The organism is Variovorax sp. GW458-11-26-14-LB1 (genome assembly GCF_059423965.1).
Window position 1 is genome coordinate 1 of sequence record NZ_JBWKYW010000010.1, and the last position, 17,561, is coordinate 17,561.

The 17,561-nt window shown below is 68.5% G+C and carries 15 protein-coding genes, 1 pseudogene and 1 riboswitch; of the genes and pseudogenes, 3 read left to right on the top strand and 13 right to left on the bottom strand.

Annotated features, from left to right (window positions below):
- The 13 genes and pseudogenes from AC07YS_RS09305 to AC07YS_RS09365 form a co-directional block, all read right to left on the bottom strand.
- A pseudogene (locus tag AC07YS_RS09305) lies at window positions 1-235 on the bottom strand (cell envelope integrity protein TolA); the annotation flags it as partial.
- Window positions 236-238: 3 nt separating this feature from the next.
- Window positions 239-676 carry an ExbD/TolR family protein gene (locus AC07YS_RS09310; RefSeq protein ID WP_070060386.1) on the bottom strand — a complete coding sequence of 146 codons (438 nt, stop codon included), beginning with the start codon at window positions 674-676 and terminating at the stop codon, window positions 239-241.
- 34 nt (window positions 677-710) lie between these two features.
- A complete protein-coding gene (gene tolQ / locus AC07YS_RS09315) occupies window positions 711-1,433 on the bottom strand; it encodes a protein TolQ (RefSeq protein WP_070060387.1) in 723 nt (240 codons plus the stop codon).
- Window positions 1,430-1,888: a tol-pal system-associated acyl-CoA thioesterase gene (ybgC, locus tag AC07YS_RS09320; protein ID WP_070060388.1), complete on the bottom strand. Its 459-nt coding sequence runs from the start codon at window positions 1,886-1,888 to the stop codon at window positions 1,430-1,432. The genes tolQ and ybgC overlap by 4 nt, the downstream gene beginning before the upstream one ends.
- Window positions 1,885-3,072 carry a pyridoxal phosphate-dependent aminotransferase gene (locus AC07YS_RS09325; protein ID WP_495267793.1) on the bottom strand — a complete coding sequence of 396 codons (1,188 nt, stop codon included), beginning with the start codon at window positions 3,070-3,072 and terminating at the stop codon, window positions 1,885-1,887. The genes ybgC and AC07YS_RS09325 overlap by 4 nt, the downstream gene beginning before the upstream one ends.
- Window positions 3,069-3,599 carry a transcription antitermination factor NusB gene (gene nusB / locus AC07YS_RS09330; protein WP_369647275.1) on the bottom strand — a complete coding sequence of 177 codons (531 nt, stop codon included), beginning with the start codon at window positions 3,597-3,599 and terminating at the stop codon, window positions 3,069-3,071. Before nusB ends, AC07YS_RS09325 begins: the two co-directional genes overlap by 4 nt.
- Window positions 3,596-4,057, bottom strand: a complete 462-nt coding sequence (gene ribH, locus AC07YS_RS09335; protein ID WP_056582067.1) for a 6,7-dimethyl-8-ribityllumazine synthase — start codon at window positions 4,055-4,057, stop codon at window positions 3,596-3,598. The genes nusB and ribH overlap by 4 nt, the downstream gene beginning before the upstream one ends.
- Before the next feature lie 6 nt (window positions 4,058-4,063).
- On the bottom strand, window positions 4,064-5,218 hold the full coding sequence (gene ribBA, locus AC07YS_RS09340; protein WP_139705478.1) for a bifunctional 3,4-dihydroxy-2-butanone-4-phosphate synthase/GTP cyclohydrolase II: 1,155 nt from the start codon (window positions 5,216-5,218) through the stop codon (window positions 4,064-4,066).
- Window positions 5,215-5,886 carry a riboflavin synthase gene (locus tag AC07YS_RS09345; protein WP_492685487.1) on the bottom strand — a complete coding sequence of 224 codons (672 nt, stop codon included), beginning with the start codon at window positions 5,884-5,886 and terminating at the stop codon, window positions 5,215-5,217. Before AC07YS_RS09345 ends, ribBA begins: the two co-directional genes overlap by 4 nt.
- 86 nt (window positions 5,887-5,972) lie before the next feature.
- Window positions 5,973-7,103 (bottom strand): bifunctional diaminohydroxyphosphoribosylaminopyrimidine deaminase/5-amino-6-(5-phosphoribosylamino)uracil reductase RibD, encoded by a 1,131-nt coding sequence (ribD, locus tag AC07YS_RS09350; protein WP_495267794.1) that lies wholly within the window; start codon window positions 7,101-7,103, stop codon window positions 5,973-5,975.
- 28 nt (window positions 7,104-7,131) lie between these two features.
- Window positions 7,132-7,575 (bottom strand): transcriptional regulator NrdR, encoded by a 444-nt coding sequence (nrdR, locus tag AC07YS_RS09355; RefSeq protein ID WP_007836918.1) that lies wholly within the window; start codon window positions 7,573-7,575, stop codon window positions 7,132-7,134.
- Between the two features lie 33 nt (window positions 7,576-7,608).
- Complete coding sequence (gene glyA, locus AC07YS_RS09360; protein ID WP_139705484.1) at window positions 7,609-8,853, bottom strand: serine hydroxymethyltransferase; 1,245 nt, start codon at window positions 8,851-8,853, stop codon at window positions 7,609-7,611.
- Between the two features lie 38 nt (window positions 8,854-8,891).
- A riboswitch (ZMP/ZTP riboswitch) is annotated at window positions 8,892-9,018 on the bottom strand.
- A 49-nt stretch (window positions 9,019-9,067) separates the two neighbouring features.
- Complete coding sequence (locus tag AC07YS_RS09365) at window positions 9,068-9,928, bottom strand: lytic transglycosylase domain-containing protein (protein ID WP_062481551.1); 861 nt, start codon at window positions 9,926-9,928, stop codon at window positions 9,068-9,070.
- Between the two features lie 712 nt (window positions 9,929-10,640).
- Here AC07YS_RS09365 and AC07YS_RS09370 point away from each other — a divergent pair.
- From AC07YS_RS09370 to AC07YS_RS09380, 3 genes are read left to right on the top strand one after another with little or no spacing between them, the layout of a single operon-like run.
- The gene (locus AC07YS_RS09370) at window positions 10,641-14,462 is read left to right on the top strand and encodes a DUF748 domain-containing protein (protein WP_495267795.1); all 3,822 of its coding nucleotides are present in this window, start codon (window positions 10,641-10,643) and stop codon (window positions 14,460-14,462) included.
- A 10-nt stretch (window positions 14,463-14,472) separates the two neighbouring features.
- Window positions 14,473-14,655 (top strand): hypothetical protein, encoded by a 183-nt coding sequence (locus AC07YS_RS09375; RefSeq protein WP_139705488.1) that lies wholly within the window; start codon window positions 14,473-14,475, stop codon window positions 14,653-14,655.
- Window positions 14,652-17,498 (top strand): DUF349 domain-containing protein, encoded by a 2,847-nt coding sequence (locus tag AC07YS_RS09380; RefSeq protein WP_495267796.1) that lies wholly within the window; start codon window positions 14,652-14,654, stop codon window positions 17,496-17,498. Before AC07YS_RS09375 ends, AC07YS_RS09380 begins: the two co-directional genes overlap by 4 nt.
- Window positions 17,499-17,561: the final 63 nt, after the last annotated feature.

The window sequence follows — 17,561 nt, forward strand, 5'->3', positions numbered from 1 at the left end:
GTGCGGGCACGGGGGCCGGCGGCTCCGGCACCGACAGGCGCGGAGCGGCCTGCATCACCGTGGTGGACCACAGCTCGGCATCGACCGCGCCGTCGTCGGCTTCGCTGCGCCAGCGCACGCCCCAGGTGAGGGCGGCGATCAGCAGCGCATGGGCAATGAGGGCGAGCGCAACCGCGCGGGGCGTGCCGCGCTGCGGCGGCGGCGCGAACTCGGGGCGATCCAGGGCGAGCGACATGCCTTATTTGCCGCCCGTGGTCGTGACCGACAGCCCCACGCGCTCGATGCCGCTGCGCTTGAGCTGGTTCATCGCCTTCACGACGGTTTCGTACTTCACCGACTTGTCGGCGCTGATGACCACGGGGCGCTGGGCGTCGCCGCCTTGCGCGGCCTTGGCCGCCGAGCCGATCTGCGTCATGGGGATCGACGCGCCGCCGGTGCCGGTGGACGGGTCTTTCTTGATCTGCACTTCGTCGTCGCTCTTGATGACGATCTCGATGGGCTTGTCGGGTTGCTTGTTGGCCCGATCGACCGTCGGCAGGTTGATCACGCTCGGCGTGATGAGCGGGGCCGTGACCATGAAGATGATCAGCAGCACCAGCATCACGTCGATGAACGGGACCATGTTGATCTCGTTGATCGTGCGGCGGCCGCGGCCCCGGGATGAAACGGCGGGCATGTCGTCGCGTCCTTTGTCTTGTGCGCGCCGCTCTTCAGCGGTTCGCGGCGGTGACCGAGGCGGCGGGCGTCACGGCGCCGGGGTTGGCCGAGAGGTTGCGCTGCAGGATGTTGGAGAACTCTTCGATGTAGGTCTCCAGGGCGATGGCGATCTTGTCGATCTCGCGCGCGAAGCGGTTGTAGCCGACCACCGCGGGAATGGCGGCGAACAGGCCGATGGCGGTGGCCACCAGCGCTTCGGCGATGCCGGGCGCCACGGTGGCCAGCGTCACCTGCGTGAGGGCGGCCAGGCCGGTGAAGGCATGCATGATCCCCCAGACCGTGCCGAACAGGCCCACGTACGGCGACACCGAACCGACGGTAGCCAGGAACGACAGGTTCTGCTCGGCCGCGTCGAGTTCGCGCTGGAAGCTCGCACGCATGGCGCGGCGGGCGCCGTCGAGCAGCGTGGCCGCGTCGGTCACGTGGCGCTCGCGCAGCTTCTGGTACTCGCGCATGCCGGAGGCGAAGATGCGCTCCATGGGGCCGGCGAACTTGGCGTTCTGCGCCGCCGAGGCGAACAGTTCGTTCAGGCTGGTGCCCGACCAGAACTCGCGCTCGAAATCGTCGTTGAGCACGCGGATGCGCTTGAGGGCGAAGTACTTGCGGATGATGGCGGCCCAGCTGGCGACCGACACGATCACCAGCAGCAGCACGACCAGTTGCACCACGAAGCTGGCGTGGAGCAGGAGATTGATGATGGAGAGATCTTGGTTCATGGCTTGAAAGGTTGAGTCATGGAGCCGCTGGAGTGCTCGAGGGTTCCCGAAACTTGGGCCGGAATGCGCGCAGGGCGCAAGGTGGCGGCGTCCACCCAGCCGATGCGGATCGTGCCTTCGCACAGCAAGACCGGTGCCGCGGCCCCGGTGCGTTCTTGCTCTGTTTTTGATAGCACGCGCTGACCGATTATCAACGACGCAGTGCCCAGTTGCCGCAGCTCGGCTGTAACCAGCAGTTCATCGTCCAGCCGCGAGGGCCGATGGTATTTAAGCTGCGTTTCGCTCACCACGAACTGGCCGCCGGTGGCTTCCTTGAGCTTGCGCTGCTCGACGCCCAGGGAGCGCAGCCACTCGGTGCGACCGCGCTCCATGAACTTCAGGTAGTTGGCGTAGAACACGATGCCGCCCGCATCGGTGTCTTCCCAGTAGACGCGAATCGGAAACTCGAAACTCATGAGGCGATCATGGCCCGCAGGCGCTCGACCGATTCCTGCAGGTGCGCCATCGAGCTGGCGGTGGAAAAGCGCACGAACTTCGCGGTTTCGGCCGTGCCGAAGTCGCGGCCCGGCGTCACGGCCAGGTGGGCGCGCTTCATGGTCTCGAATGCGAAGTCCCAGCTGCCCGAGATGCCGAGCTTGTCGGCCACGCTCGTGCAGTCGGCCCAGGCGTAGAAGGCGCCGTCGGGCACCACGGGCACGTTCAGGCCCAGCGCGTTCAGTTGCGGAATGAACCAGTCGCGGCGTGCCTTGAACTCGGCGCGGCGGCGTTCGTACTCGGCGATGCTCTCGGCCTCGAAGCAGGCCAGTGCGGCGTACTGCGACACGGTGCTCGCGCAGATGAAGAGGTTCTGCGCCAGGCGCTCGACCACCGGCACCAGCACTTCGGGCACCACCAGCCAGCCGAGGCGCCAGCCCGTCATGTTGAAGTACTTGCTGAAGCTGTTGATGCTGATGACGTTGTCGTCGATGGCCAGTGCCGTCTGCCCGAACGCATCGTCGTACGACAGGCCCAGGTAGATCTCGTCGATCAGCGTGATGCCGCCGCGCTGCGACACCACCTCGTGGATGCGACGCAGTTCGTCGGGCGCGATCGAGGTGCCGGTCGGGTTCGAGGGCGAGGCCAGCAGCACGCCGCGGGTCTTGTCGGTCCAGGCGGCCTCGACCTTGGCGGCGGTGAGCTGGAAGCGCTCCTCGGCCGTGGTCGGCACCAGCACGGCCTTGCCGTCCGCTGCGCTCACGAAGTGGCGGTTGCAGGGGTAGCTCGGGTCGGGCATCAGGATCTCGTCGCCCGATTCGATCAGCGCGAGGCAGGCCAGCTGCAGCGCGGCCGAGGCACCGGCCGTGACGACGATGCGGCGCGCCGGCACGTCGACGTTGAAGCGCTGCTTGTACCGGCCGCTGATGCGCTCGCGCAGGTGGTCCAGGCCGGTGGCCTGGGTGTACTGCGTGGCGCCGGCGCGCACGGCGCGGGCGGCCGCTTCCTGCACGAGGGGCGGGGCGGTGAAGTCGGGCTCGCCGATGTTCAGGAAGATCATCGGGCGGTCGGTGTGGGCCACTTCGCGGGCCAGCACCCCAGCCGCCTTGGCGACCTCCATCACGTAAAACGGTTCGATGCGCTGCGCGCGCGTCGAGATCCTCATGGGCGCGCCTTGCCGGTGGCCCGGTCGGCTTCCACTTCAAGTGGGCGCAGCTGCGGTGCCAGCCCGTTGAGCACGGCGTTCACGTACTTGTGGCCGTCGGTACCGCCGAACTCCTTGGCGAGTTCGATGCACTCGTTGAGCACCACGCGCCAGGGCACGTCGGGGCAGTTCTGGAACTCGTACACGCCGATCCACATCACGGCGTGCTCGATCGGCGAGATTTCGGTGAACTTGCGGTCCAGCAGCGGCAGGATCAGCGCGTCGAGCTGTTCGGCGCCGTTGATCGAGCCGTGCAGCAGCGCGTCGTAGTGCGCCGCGTCGGCCTTGTGGAAGCCCGCGAGGTCGCGCGTGAAGTGGTCGATGTCGGTCGGGTCGTTGCGGCCCACCAGGTGCTGGTAGAGCGCCTGCAGCGCGAACTCGCGTGCGCGGCTGCGGTTCGACTTGGCCGCGGCCTTGCGTGCGCCCGTGCTGGTGAGGCCGGTGCGCGACTGGCGGGGCTTGGCGGACTTGGAGGTGTCTTCGGTCATGAAAGGGTGGCCAGCAGTTGTGCCATCTCGACCGCCACCTGGGCTGCGTCGCGGCCCTTGTCGGTCTGGCGGGCGACGGCCTGTTCGAGGTTTTCGGTCGTGAGGATCGCGTTGGCGATGGGCAGGCGGTAGTCGAGCGCGACGCGGCTCACGCTCGCGCCCGATTCGTTGGCCACCAGTTCGAAGTGGTAGGTCTCGCCGCGGATGATGCAGCCCAGCGCCACGAGCGCGTGGTAGCCGCCGCGCTCGGCGAGCGCCTGCAGTGCCACGGGCACTTCGAGCGCACCGGGCACCTGCACATGATGGATGTCGGAGGCGGCCACACCGAGCGCCTCGAGCTCCGACAGGCAGGCCGCGGCCAGTGCGTCGGTGATGTCGGCGTTGAAGCGCGCCTGCACGATGCCGATGCGCAGGCCTTTGCCGTTGAGGGTGATTTCGCCCTTGTTGGAACCTTGCATGGTCGTTCAGTCTTTCGTGAGGTAACCGGCGATCTCGAGGCCGAAGCCGGCCGCCATGCTCGGCATGCGACGCGGCGCGCCGAGCAGGTTCATCTTGTGCACGCCGCATTCGCGCAGGATCTGCGCGCCGATGCCGTAGTTGCGCAGGTCCATGCGACCGCGCTCGGGCGCTTGCGCGGGGCGCGCGGTGCCGTCGAACTGCGCGAGCAGCTCGGCCGCGGTTTCGCCGCAGTTCAGCAGCACGGCCACGCCCTTGCCTTCGTTCGCGATGTGCGAGAGGCTGGCGTCCAGGCTCCAGGAGTGCATCGGGCGGTTGACCTCGAGCGCGTCGAGCACCGACAGCGGCTCGTGCACGCGCACCGACACCGTCTCTTCGGGCGCCCACTGGCCGCGCACCAGCGCCAGGTGCACACCGCGGCTGGGCTTGTCGACGAAGGCGTGGGCCGTGAAGGTGCCCCAGTTGGTCTGGATCTCGCGGCAGCCGACCTTTTCGACCAGTGATTCGACGCGGCTGCGGTGCTCGATGAGCGCGGCGATGGTGCCGATCTTGAGGCCGTGCTCGGCCGCGAAGATCTGCAGGTCGGGCAGGCGGGCCATCGTGCCGTCTTCGTTCATCACCTCGCAGATCACCGAGGCGGGCGAGCAGCCGGCCATGGCGGCGAGGTCGCAGCCGGCTTCGGTGTGGCCGGCGCGCATGAGCACGCCGCCGTCCACCGCCTGCAGCGGGAAGATGTGGCCGGGTTGCACCAGGTCGGCGGCCACGGCGTTGCGCGCCACGGCGGCCTGCACGGTGCGGGCGCGGTCGGCGGCCGAGATGCCGGTGGTCACGCCTTCGGCTGCCTCGATGGAGACGGTGAAGGCGGTGGAATGCTTGGCGCCGTTGCGCTGGACCATCGGCGGCAGCTGCAGCCGCTCGCACATCTCGCGCGAGAGCGTGAGGCAGATCAGGCCGCGCGCGTGACGGGCCATGAAGTTGATGGATTCGGCGGTGATGTGGTCGGCGGCGATGACGATGTCGCCTTCGTTCTCGCGGTCTTCCTCGTCCACGAGGATGACCATGCGGCCGGCGGCCAGCTCGGCCACGATGTCTTCGACCGGGGAGATCGGTGCGGGTGCACGGTCGGCGCGCGGGGCGCCGATCGGCGTGACGGAGGCGTTCATTTCGAAGTGTCCTTGGGAGACGTGGAAGACGTCAGAGAGGGGGTGAGCATGCCGGCCTGAAGCATGCGCTCCACGTAGCGCGCCACGGTGTCGATTTCGAGGTTGACCTTCGAGCCGGCCTTCAGGCCGCCGAGGGAGGTGTTTTCCACGGTGTGCGGGATCAGGTTGATGCTGACTTCGGCGCCATCGGCGATGTCGCTCACGCTGTTGACCGTGAGGCTCACGCCGTTGATGGTGATCGAGCCCTTGTAGGCCAGGAAGCGCGCCAGCGCGGGCGGTGCGACCACGCGCAGCTCCCAGCTTTCGCCGACCGGCGCGAAGAAGCTCACGTGGCCGATGCCGTCCACGTGGCCCGAGACGATGTGGCCGCCGAGGCGGTCGCTCGCGCGCAGGGCCTTCTCGAGGTTGATGCGGCTGCCTTCGTCGGTCAGGCCGGCCGTCTTGTCGAGGGACTCCGCGGAAATGTCGATGGTGAATTGCCCGCGTTCAGGTGCGAGCGTGGTGACCGTCATGCAGGCGCCGTTGAGCGCGATGCTGTCGCCGAGCCCGACGTCGTCGAGGTAGCCGTCGGGCACCTCGATGCTGAGTCGCTTGCCGTAGGAGGAGGAGGTGCCGAGGTCGTGGATGGCGGCGATGCGCCCCACGCCGGTGATGATTCCGGTGAACATTTCCACATTTTCGCAGACATCGAGGGGTCTTCGGCCCGAAGGGCCGGTTTGCGGCTGCGAATGTGCCGCGCCGCGTGCGCGGCGGCTCAGAAGCGGTCGCGGCCGGCGACGCGCGCGACGATGCGCAGGTCGGGCCCCAGCATGTCCACCGACTTGAATTCGAGCGGCAGCGCACCCGCCAGCGAGGTGAGCGGGCCCTCGGCGTGCAGGTGGCTGGCGATGTCGAGCCCGCTGCCGATCAGCTTGGGCGCCAGGTACACCAGCAGCTCGTCCACGCAGCCTTCGCGCAGCAGCGAACCGTTGAGCTTGTGGCCCGATTCGACATGCAACTCGTTGACGCCGCGCGCCGCGAGGTCCTGGAGCATCGCGGGCAGGTCGACCTTGCCGTGCAGGTTGGGTAGGCAGGTGATGGTGGCGCCGCGGGCTTCGAGTGCGGCCGCCTTTTCTTCGTTGTGCCGGCTCGCGGCGTAGATCCAGACGGCGCGGCCAGCTATGAAAATGTGAGCGTCGGGCGAAGTCTGGAGGTGGCTGTCGACGACCACGAGGTGGGGCTGGCGCGGCGTGTCGACCAGGCGCACGTCCAGGCGCGGGTTGTCTTCGAGCAGCGTGCCGACGCCGGTCAGCACGGCGCCGGTGCGGGCCCGCCAAGCGTGGCCGTCGGCGCGCGCGGCTTCGCCGGTGATCCACTGGCTCACGCCGTTGTGCAGGCCGGTGCGGCCGTCGATCGAGGCGGCGATCTTCATTCGAACCCAAGGCTGCTTGCGGACCATGCGGCTGAAGAAGCCAATGTTGAGTTCGCGGGATTCGTCGGCGCCCGGTCCGACTTCGACCTCGACGCCTGCCGCGCGCAGCCGCGCAAAGCCTTGTCCCGCCACGAGCGGGTTCGGGTCGGCGAGCGAGGCCACGACGCGGCGCACGCCGGCGGCGATCAGTGCGTCGCAGCAGGGGCCGGTGCGGCCGTGGTGCGAGCAGGGTTCGAGCGTGACGTAGGCGGTGGCGCCCGCAGTCGAATGGCCTTGGGCTTGCGCGTCGCGCAGCGCCATCACCTCGGCGTGCGGGCCGCCGGCTTGTTGGGTGTGGCCCTGGCCGATCACGCGGCCGTCGGCGTCGCACAGCACGCAGCCGACGCGCGGGTTCGGGTCGGTCAGGCGGATCGCGGAGGCGGCCAGCCGCAGGGCGGTGGCGATGTGGGAGGCGTCGTGTCGGGAAGAGGACATGCCGGGTTCGTTCACGCCTTCTCGGGGGTCAGATGTCGCGCAGCAGCTGGCGGAACTCGTCGACGTCCTCGAAGCTGCGGTACACCGAGGCAAAGCGCACGTAGGCGACCTTGTCGAGTTTCTTGAGTTCGCGCATCACGAGTTCGCCGACTTTCGTCGAATCGATTTCGCGCAGGCCGCTGGCCAGGAGCTTCTGTTCGATGCGCAGCAGGGCGTTGTCGATCTGCTCGATGCTCACGGGGCGCTTGCGCAGCGCCAGCATCATCGAGGCGCGGACCTTGGTCGAGTCGAAGTCGGCGCGGCTGCCGTCCTTCTTGACCACGACGGGGAAATTGACGTCCGGGCGCTCATACGTGGTGAAGCGCTTGTCGCAGGCGCTGCACTGGCGGCGCCTGCGGACGAAGTCGGCGTCTTCCGAAACGCGGGTCTCGACGACCTGCGTTTCGAGATGACCGCAAAAAGGGCATTTCATGCGGCCAGTGCTTCTCTTCTTCTATTTACGAAATCAACGGTAGACAGGGAAGCGGCTCGTCAAGGCGTGGACCTTGGCGCGCACCGCGTCGATGTTCGCCGCATCGCGCGGGTTCTCGAGCACGTCGGCCACCAGGTTTGCCGTGATGCGGGCCTCTTCGTCCTTGAAGCCGCGCGTGGTCATGGCGGGGGTGCCGATGCGCACGCCGCTGGTGACCATCGGCTTTTCCGGGTCGTTGGGGATCGCGTTCTTGTTGATCGTCATGTGGGCGGCGCCCAGCACGGCTTCGGCTTCCTTGCCGGTGATGCCCTTGGAACGCAGGTCGACCAGCATGACGTGGCTTTCGGTGCGTCCGCTCACGATGCGCAGGCCGCGCGCGGTGAGGGTGTCGGCCACGATCTGGGCGTTCTTGACCACCTGTTGCTGGTAGGCCTTGAACTCGGGCGTCAGGGCTTCCTTGAACGCGACGGCCTTGGCGGCGATCACGTGCATCAGCGGGCCGCCTTGCAGGCCGGGGAAGATGGCGCTGTTGATCGCCTTCTCGTGCTGCGACTTCATCAGGATGATGCCGCCGCGCGGGCCGCGCAGGCTCTTGTGCGTGGTCGAGGTGACGATGTCGGCGTGCGGCACCGGGTTGGGGTACACGCCCGCGGCCACGAGGCCGGCGTAGTGGGCGATGTCGACCATGAAGATCGCGCCGACGTCCTTGGCGACCTTGGCGAAACGCTCGAAGTCGATGTGCAGCGAGTAGGCCGAGGCGCCCGCGATGATCAGCTTGGGCATGTGCTCATGCGCCTTGCGTTCCATTGCGTCGTAGTCGATGGCTTCGTTGGCGTCCAGGCCATAGCTCACCACGTTGAACCACTTGCCGCTCATATTGAGAGGCATGCCGTGGGTCAGGTGACCGCCTTCGGCCAGGCTCATGCCCATGATGGTGTCGCCGGGCTTCAGGAAGGCGAGCATCACGGCTTCGTTGGCCGAGGCACCGCAGTGCGGCTGCACGTTGGCGGCGTCGGCGCCGAAGATCTGCTTGACGCGGTCGATGGCCAGTTGCTCGGCCACGTCGACGTGCTCGCAGCCGCCGTAGTAGCGCTTGCCTGGATAGCCTTCGGCGTATTTATTAGTGAGCTGCGAGCCCTGGGCGGCCATGACGGCCGGCGAGGCGTAGTTCTCGCTGGCGATCAGCTCGATGTGATGTTCCTGGCGCGCGTTTTCGGCTTGAATGGCGGCCCAGATTTCGGGATCGGTCTGTTCGACCAGGATATTGCGTTGGTACATGGCAGTCCTTTGAAGACGAGGTCCTTGTTCAACCAAACAAGGGCTGCCCAGGCGAACGGCTGAACGCCTGTTGTGGTCAGGCGGCACGCTTCCCAGTGGTATTCCACGTCAGCGCGTGGCACCTTTTTCAGGGTGCTGCGCCTATCGCCAGTCGCGTACAGGCCGAGTGTAGCGCAGGCCCGCACGCATCCGGGCCGGGAAGGCCGGCAAGGCCTCAGGAAACTGCGGAGAGCAGGGCGACCTTGGCCGGCTCGCTGCCAGTGGCGGGCTCTTCGCCTGCGGGCTTGGCCGGTGCCACGACCGGGATCGGCTGCGCGCGCGCCGTGGTCGGCGGCGGCACGACCATCGTCGACGGCGCGCGGCCGGCGGCGACCTGGCGCAGGCGCTCGTGTTCGGCCAGCACCTTGGCGGCATAGCCGCCGTCGTCGTCGAGGTTGGCGGCACCCACGTAGTAGCGCAGGCCGCCTTCGAGCGAGCCGGCACGGGCGATGCATTCCTGCAGCACCTTCACGCCGACGCGCATGTTGGTCACGGGGTCGAAGGCGGTGAGCGTGCCGCCCGCGCTTTCGTACTTGTCGCCGTGCACGCGCGTCATGACCTGCATCAGGCCCTGGGCACCGACGTGGCTTTGCGCGAACGGATTGAAGCTGGACTCGATGGCCATGATGGCCAGGATCAGCGTGGGGTCGAGCTTGGTGCGCTTGCCGATCTGGTAGGCCTCGGAGACCAGCACGCTCAGCGGCTCGGCCGCAACGCGGTACTTCTTGCTGAGCCAGTAGGCCACCGCCGCCTGCTGCTTGGGCAGCTCGTCGGGGCTCGCGGCCGTGGTGCGCTCGATGGCGGTCGGCTCGAGGTCGGTGGGTTCGGGCGCGGGCTTGCGCGACTGCAGCCAGCCCATCAGTTGTTCCTCGCCGGTCTTGCGCAGGTCGGGACGCGCCACGAGGGCGAGGGCCGCGAACACGATGGCCAAGCCGACCAGCGCAAACCCGTTGTGGGTGATTTCAAAAAAGCCGTCTGCCACATCGGACACGAAGGTCCGTAGCCCGCGGGCTGTGGCATCAAACGCCTTGCTCATCGCTTTTTTCCTTTCTGTGCGGCACCTGGCATGCAGCGCCTGAAAGGGCGGTGGATGAAGGCAGCGGCGCTTGGATTGGTATGTACGAATCAGGCTCCGCGCATGGAGGGGTGTGGGGTAGGGAGCGCGGCGGCCTGATCACGCCGGTGGAATTCGGCAGCGGATTCAGGGAGGCCCTGCTGCGTCCGGCAGCAAGGGCAGGCGGGATTCTATCGTGGCTAAATACACGGTCAAGCATAAGGATTTGGTTTCATATGTTAATAAGTGCTTGAAGAATCCCCTCATCCGCGGGGGCTCCAGGGGGAGCAGGCCTACGGGAAATCCCTTGGAAAAAGGGATTTGCAAAGGAAGGGTGAGACGCCTAATCTGGACGGGCCTGAGGTTTCAGGCGTTTTTCCGAAGTCAGGCAGTCCGAGGTGCAAGTCAAGGACTCGAACGATGGAGGACTCCACGGCGGCAATCTCTTGCTGCCAGCACGGCGGGAACCATTACTTCCGGTCGCGCGAATCGATGGCATGGGTTTTGAGCCCGCCATCAAGCCCGGTGACAAGACACTTCGTCGACTCACCGGGCTTTCTTGTTTGTGGGGCTCACACTTTCGGCCTACCGATCCTGTCGAGGGGCGCGCGGGCATCGCAATGCCTCGCCAAAAGGGAACGCATTCACGTTTCGGCAGACTTTGTTGGCATCTGTTTGCGGCACACTTCTGCGGATGGATGCTGCTTCGATCAAACAGAACAAATGGGTGCGGCGTGGGGTTGTCGCGTTGCTGGTGGTGTTGGCCCTGTGGGTCATCGCGTGGCTGGCGGTTCCGCCGATCGCCAAGAGCCAGCTCCAGAAGATCGCAAGCGAAAAGCTGGGCCGGCAGGTCACCGTCGGCAAGATCGACTTCAAGCCCTGGACGCTCGAGCTCGCACTGAATGACCTGCGCATCGCCACCGCCGACGGCAAGCAGCCGCAGGTGGCCATCAAGCGCATCTATGCCGACGCCGAACTGCAATCGCTGTTCCGCCTGGCGCCCGTGATCGACGCGGTGACGGTCGAGGCGCCCGCGGTGCTGCTCACGCACTTGGCCGACGGCAAGTACGACATCGACGACATCCTGGCCAAGCTGGCCTCGGGCCCGCCGCCCGATCCGAAGGCCGAGCCTGCGCGCTTCGCGATCTACAACATCTCGATCAAGGACGGCGCGGTCGACTTCGACGACCAGACCGTCAAACGTCGGCACGAGCTGCGCGGCTTCATGCTGAACGTGCCGTTCCTGAGCAACCTCGCCTCCAAGCGCGAGATCAAGACCGAGCCCAAGCTGGCCTTCGCGCTCAACGGCAGCCACTTCGACTCGGCCGCCTTCACGACCCCGTTCGCGCAAAGCCGCAAGACCGACGCCCACGTGCAGTTCAAGGGGCTCGACCTCGTGCCCTACCTGGGCTACATCCCCGGCGGCCTGCCGGTGAAGCTGCAGGCCGGCAGCCTGGATGCCGACCTGAAGATCGATTTCCAGCAGACCAACACCATCGGCCTGAAGATCACCGGCACGGTCGAGGCCCACGGCGCCAAGCTGGGCGACGCCCGCGGGCGCGACCTGCTGGGCTTCGACTCGCTCAAGCTGGCGCTGGCCGACGTGCGACCGCTGGAGTCGGTGTTCCACCTGAGCGAGGTCGCGCTGGCCAAGCCGCAGCTGGTGGTGGCGCGCGACGCCGCCGGCCAGCTCAACCTGATGGCCACCGACCCGGCGACCGGCGCGGCCGAAAAGGCGGCGCCGCTGCCCGCGCCCGCCGCCAGCGCCCCGGGCGGCAATCCGGCCGCCGAGAAGCCCAAGCTCAAGGTGCAGGTCGACAAGATCGCGCTCGACGGCGGCCGTGTCGGCTGGCGCGACGAAACCGTCAAGCCCGCCGCAGCCATCGACCTCACTGACCTCGGCATCAACCTCACGGCTGTCACTTGGCCCATGGAAAAGCCCGCGCAGTTCGACGGCAGCACCGCCGTCGCGGGCGCCACGCTGAAGTTCAAGGGCAACGCCACCGACAAGGTCGCCGACGTGCAGACCGAGGTCGAGGCGCTGCCGCTGTCGTTGGCCGCGCCGTACCTGGCGCAGAGCCTGGAGCCCACGCTCGACGGCAAGCTCAGCGGTCAGATCGACGTGTCCTGGGCCCAGCCCGACCTGAAGTTCAAGGCGCGCCGCCTCGCCGCCGACGGCCTGGCGCTGACCCAGGCCAAGACCGCGCTGGCCAGCGTCGGCCGCTTCGAGCTGGTCGACGCCGAGGTCGACATGACCAAGCACACCTTGAACATCGCGTCGTTCACCGCGACCAACCCCAAGGTGAGCGTCGAGCGCGACAACGAGAAGCGCTGGATGTTCGAGCGCTGGCTCAAGACCCCGGCCGGCGGCGCCAAGGTGGCGGCGCCCAAGCCGGCCGACGCCGGCGCGGCGCGCCCCAATAGCGCCAACACCAAGCCCTGGGCGCTGACCCTGGGCACGCTGGCGGTCGACAACGGCAGCCTGTCCTATGCGGACAAGGCCGGCTCGGCGCCGGTGGCGATCGAGGTCACGGCCTTCAAGCTGCTGGCCCAGAAGATCGCACCCGACACCAACACCGTCTCGCCGCTGCAGGTGTCGGGCCGCATCGGCGCCGGCCGCCGCGCGGACCCGGGACGCTTCGACTACAAGGGCAACATCGTGCTCAAGCCGCTGGCGGCCGAGGGGCGGCTCGAGGTGGCGTCCTTCCCGGCGCATGCCTTCAAGGCCTACTACGCCGACGCGCTCAATGTCGACATCCGCCGCGCCTTCGCGAACTACCGCGGCACGGTGCGCTACGCGAGCGCGCCGGCCGGCATGAGCCTGAAGCTGGCCGGCGACACCGCGCTGGACGACTTTCGCGCCAACAGCGTCTCGCTGACCCAGTCGCCGGGCTTCGACCGCGGCAACAGCCAGCTGCTGAGCTGGAAGACCCTGAGCCTGCGCGGCCTGCAGGTCAGCCTCGCACCCAACGCGGCCCCGACGGTGGACGTGCGCGAAACCACGCTGACCGACTTCTTCGCCCGCGTGATCGTCGACCCCACCGGCCGCCTGAACCTGCTGAGCCTGACCAAGAAGGGCGAGGAAGCCTCGAAGGCCGCCGCGGCCGCCGCCACCGAAGCCAGCACCAGGAAGGGCCCGGGCGGAACCACCACCACGACCCGCGCGCCGGCCGCCTCGGCGCCGCAGCGGGCTTCGGGCGGTGCGCCGGTGTCGGCCGAAGCCATGGTCGGCGGTGCACCCGAGCCTGCCCCGGCCGCGTCCGCACCCGTCGTGGCTGCCGCGCCTGCGGCCGACAGCGGCCCGGCGCCGGTCATCAACTTCGGTCCGATGAGCCTGGTCAACGGCAAGATCGACTTCACCGACCTGTTCGTCAAGCCCAACTACTCGGCCGACCTGAGCGAGCTGACCGGCAAGCTCAGTTCCTTCTCGTCGAACCCGCCGAACGGGCAGGGCGGTCGCCCGGCGCTGGCTGACCTCGAGTTGCGCGGCAAGGCGCAGCAGACCGCGGCGCTGGAAATCACCGGCAAGCTCAACCCGCTGGCCAAGCCGCTCGAGCTCGACATCACGGCCAAGATGCGCGACCTCGACCTGGCGCCGCTGTCGCCGTATTCGGTGCGTTACGCGGGCCACGGCATCGAGCGCGGCAAGATGAGCATGGACGTCAATTACAAGATCGCGCCCGACGGCCAGCTCACCGCCACCAACAAGCTGGTGCTCAACCAGCTGAAGTTCGGCGACGAGGTGGCCGGCGCGCCCAACAGCCTGCCCGTGCGCCTGGCCGTGACGCTGCTGGCCGATCGCAACGGCGTGATCGACGTCGACCTGCCGCTGCGCGGCTCGCTCAACGACCCGCAGTTCAGCATCGGCCCGCTGATCTTCAAGGCGGTGGTCAACCTGATCGTCAAGGCCGTGACCGCGCCGTTCAGCCTGCTGACCGGCGGCCTGGGCGGTGGCGGCAGCGGCGACTCGAGCGCCATCACCTTCGAGCCCGGCAGTTCCACGCTGAGCAGCGGCGCCAAGGAAAGCCTGGACAAGGTCGTGAAGGCCCTGACCGAGCGGCCGACGCTGCAGATGACCGTGGTGGGTACCTCCAGCCTCGAGAAGGAGCGCGACGCCTACCAGCGCCAGCGCCTGCGCCAGCTGACCCAGGCCGAGAAGCGCCGTGTCGCGGTGCGCGGCGGCCAGACCGGCACCGAGGTGGCGCCGGTGACCGATGCCGAATACCCGGAGCTGCTCACGGCCGTCTACAAGCGCTCCGACATCACCAAGCCGCGCAACATGGTCGGCCTGGCCAAGGACCTGCCGGTGAAGGAAATGGAAAACCTGCTGCTGGCCAGCGTGCCGGTCGACGAGGAATCGATGCGCCAGCTCGCCGTAGAGCGCGGCGCCGTGGTGCGCGACTACCTGCTGGCGCAGAAGCTGCCGAGCGAGCGCCTGTTCCTGGGGGCCGTGCGCACCACGGCCAGCGGCAGCGACTGGAAGCCCGGCGCCGAGCTGAGCCTGACCATGAAATAGCCGGCGGGGCTTGGCTTTTCGCCTCGCCTTGCCATATATCTTGCGGGCCCTTTTCAGCCCGCTGAACGGTGCGCGCCGCAGTTCCGACACGGAATTCGGCGGGCTGTTCGCCAACTGGGTGAAAATGTCGATGTGCGCCGGCCTTTGCCGGCGCCTTCGCTTTCTCTACCAAGACAACGATTTCGCGCAGTGACCTCTACTTCTTCCAAGCCACACGACCTCCAGGCCCTCGACACGCTCACCGGCGGCGCCTTCACCGCGCCGACCTCGGGCGAGCGCGCCGCGCGCATCCGCGACTGGCTCGCGGGCAACCCTTCGTCCGAGCAGATGCAAGAGGTCTTCAAGGAGTTGAGCGGCCGCGACAAGGGCGCCGCGCGCCTGCTGCGCGAAAAGCTCGACGAAATCAAACGCGCCAAGGGCCAGGAAGCCATCGCCGCCGAATGGGCGCAGAAGGCTGAAACGCTGCTGGCGCAGTCCAAGCTCAACATCGCCGACGCACTGGCCTGGCAGCGTGACGCCGCCAAGGCCGGCGCGCCGCTGTCGCGCGAACCGCTGGCCGGGCTGAAGGCCCAGCTGGCCGAGCGCGTCAAGGGCATCGAAGACCTGCAGCACCGTGCGCAGGTCCACCGCGAAGCCGCCGTCCTGCTGGCGCAGCGCTTCGAAGTGCTGTCCACCAAAGGCTGGAAGGACGCCCAGGCCGCCGAGGAATCGCTGCGCGCCGACGTGACCCACTGGCAGCAGCAGGCCGCCGACATCGTGGCCGATGCCAACTGGAACAGCCTCGACGCCAAGTTCGCCCCCCAGCTCGAAGCTTCCAAGTCGCAGCTGCTCGTGGTGTCCGATTCGTTCCACGGCGCGTTGGCGCAGGCCGTGGCCGCGGCCGCCGATGCCGCCGCGCCTTTGCCCCCGGTGCCCGTCTGGGCCGACGAACTGCGCGCCGCACGCGGCGAAGTGGTGGCCCCCAAGCCCGCCGCGCCGGCCCGTCCCGCCGCACCCAAGGTCGACCCGGCCGTGCGCGCCGCGGCGCAAGACGCCGTGCAGGCCGCGCTCGCCAAACTCGAACAGGAAACCGCCGAAGGCCACGGCAAGGCCAGCGCCGGCGCTGCCGCCGCGCTGCGCGCCGTGCTCAAGGAACACGGCAAGCTGGTCGACGCGCCGCTCGAAGCCCGCGTGCACGCCGCGCTGGTTGCTGCCGGAGAACTCGAAGGCTGGCAGCGCTGGAGCGCTGACAAGGTGCGCGAAGACCTCGTCGCCAAGGCCGAAGGCCTGCTCAAGCGCCCCGAAGGCCAGGCCCTCGGCGGCCGCAAGATGCAGGAAACTCTGCGCGCCCTGCGCGACCAGTGGAAGCAGGCCGACCAGGGCGGCGTGCCGAACCATGCGCTGTGGAAGCGTTTCGACGAAGCCTGCAACGAAGCCCACAAGGTCGTCGAGGCCTGGCTCGAGAAGGTGCGTGCCGATGCCGCCGAACACCGCGCCCTGCGCGTCGCGCTGATCGAAGAGGTCAAGGCCTGGGCCGCAGCGCATGCCGGCGCCACCGACCTGAAGGCGCACAACCGCGCGCTGCACCAGTTCGCCGACCGCTGGCGCGATGCCGGCCACGTGGGCGAGAAGGTGTTCGCCGAGCTGCAACCGCTGTGGAACGAAGCCTTCGGCGCCGCCCGCGCACCGTTCGAAACCGCGCAGAAGGCCAGCGTCGAACGTCGCCAGGCCATGATCGCCGAAGCCACCGAGCTGGGCGCCCAGCCGATGCTGCGCATCGACGCCGTCAAGGCGCTGCAGCAGCGCTGGCAGCACGAGGCGCAGAGCGTGCCGCTCGACCGCCGCCACGAACAGAAGCTGTGGGACGCGTTCCGCGCACCCATCGACGAAGCCTTCAACCGCAAGACGGTCGAGCGTGAAAAGGCATCGGCCGCCATGAGCGAGCACGACCGCCATGTGCTCGACGCGTCCAAGGCGCTCGACGCGGCCAATGCCGGTGGCGACGCACAGAAGATCCGCGCCGCCATCGCCGGCCTCGAAGCCGCGCTGCGCGGTGAAGCGCCGGCGCCCGCACCGGCACCCGCCACCACGAGCGACGGCCCCTCGGTCGGCGCCACCGGTGTCGAAGCCCCCGGCCAGGCCGCCGCCGAGTTCGGTGAAAGCGCCGAGCAGACGCCGGGTTCGAGCGATGCCGAAGCCACGCCGTCCGCGCCCGCGGTCGCAGCGGCCGACGCGCCCGACCTGGTCGCTCCCGCAGACGGCGCCGATGCTTCGGCCCGCAGCGACAGCGCCGCGCACGAAGCAGGTGAAGCCGCAAGCGTCGCGCCGGCCGCGCCGCCGAAGCCCGCACCCAAGCCCGTGGTCGCCATGCGTGGCGACGACCGGCCCAGCAGCAAGAAGGCCGAAGCCGCACCGGCCGCTCGCGGCACGGGCCGCTTCGGTGATCGCCGCGACGGTGGCCGTCCCGGTGCCGGCGGCCCCGGCCGTCCGAACGACCGCGGCGGCCCGCGTCCCGATGCCCGTGGTGGCGATCGCGGCGCGCCGGGCGGTGGCCGTTTCGGCGACCGTCCGCCGCGTGAAGACCGCGGCCCTCGCCTGGGCGATGCCGCCTTCCGCGCGCAACGCGAAGCGCTCGAGCGTGCCGACATGGCGCTCCGCAAGCTGGCCGCGCAGGCCCACGGCGAAGCGCTCACGCAGGTGCTTGGCGCCTGGGAGCAGCGCGATGCCGCCCGCCTGCCGAGCGTGCAGGAACTGGGCCGTGCCGTGACGCCGGCCGTGCGCACGCAATGGTCGCAAGCCGTGGGTGCCGCACCGACGGCTGGCGCGAGCGATGCCGCCGAAGCACTGCTGCGCCTGGAGATGGCCGCCGAAGTGCCGACGCCTGCCGAGCAACTCGACGCACGCCGCGCGCTGCAGCTCAAGCTGCTGACGAAGCGTGGCGATCCGACGCCGGCCCAGACCTGGGGTCAGGACGCCGGCAAGGTGCTCGCCGCTGCGCACGACGCCGCCACCGCGCGCCGTCTGCAGAACGCGCTGAAGGCCTTGCTGCGCAAGTAAGGCGCCCGCGCGCGTTCATGAGAAGGAGCCCGCCGCGTGCGGGCTTTTTCATGTGTGTCGACC

Bases quoted from the DNA above. Each gene is read 5' to 3' on its own strand.
- AC07YS_RS09310 (WP_070060386.1), bottom strand. From the start codon at position 676: ATGCCCGCCGTTTCATCCCGGGGCCGCGGCCGCCGCACGATCAACGAG.
- tolQ (WP_070060387.1), bottom strand. From the start codon at position 1,433: ATGAACCAAGATCTCTCCATCATCAATCTCCTGCTCCACGCCAGCTTC.
- ybgC (WP_070060388.1), bottom strand. From the start codon at position 1,888: ATGAGTTTCGAGTTTCCGATTCGCGTCTACTGGGAAGACACCGATGCG.
- AC07YS_RS09325 (WP_495267793.1), bottom strand. From the start codon at position 3,072: ATGAGGATCTCGACGCGCGCGCAGCGCATCGAACCGTTTTACGTGATG.
- nusB (WP_369647275.1), bottom strand. From the start codon at position 3,599: ATGACCGAAGACACCTCCAAGTCCGCCAAGCCCCGCCAGTCGCGCACC.
- ribH (WP_056582067.1), bottom strand. From the start codon at position 4,057: ATGCAAGGTTCCAACAAGGGCGAAATCACCCTCAACGGCAAAGGCCTG.
- ribBA (WP_139705478.1), bottom strand. From the start codon at position 5,218: ATGAACGCCTCCGTCACGCCGATCGGCGCCCCGCGCGCCGACCGTGCA.
- AC07YS_RS09345 (WP_492685487.1), bottom strand. From the start codon at position 5,886: ATGTTCACCGGAATCATCACCGGCGTGGGGCGCATCGCCGCCATCCAC.
- ribD (WP_495267794.1), bottom strand. From the start codon at position 7,103: ATGTCCTCTTCCCGACACGACGCCTCCCACATCGCCACCGCCCTGCGG.
- nrdR (WP_007836918.1), bottom strand. From the start codon at position 7,575: ATGAAATGCCCTTTTTGCGGTCATCTCGAAACGCAGGTCGTCGAGACC.
- glyA (WP_139705484.1), bottom strand. From the start codon at position 8,853: ATGTACCAACGCAATATCCTGGTCGAACAGACCGATCCCGAAATCTGG.
- AC07YS_RS09365 (WP_062481551.1), bottom strand. From the start codon at position 9,928: ATGAGCAAGGCGTTTGATGCCACAGCCCGCGGGCTACGGACCTTCGTG.
- AC07YS_RS09370 (WP_495267795.1), top strand. From the start codon at position 10,641: ATGGATGCTGCTTCGATCAAACAGAACAAATGGGTGCGGCGTGGGGTT.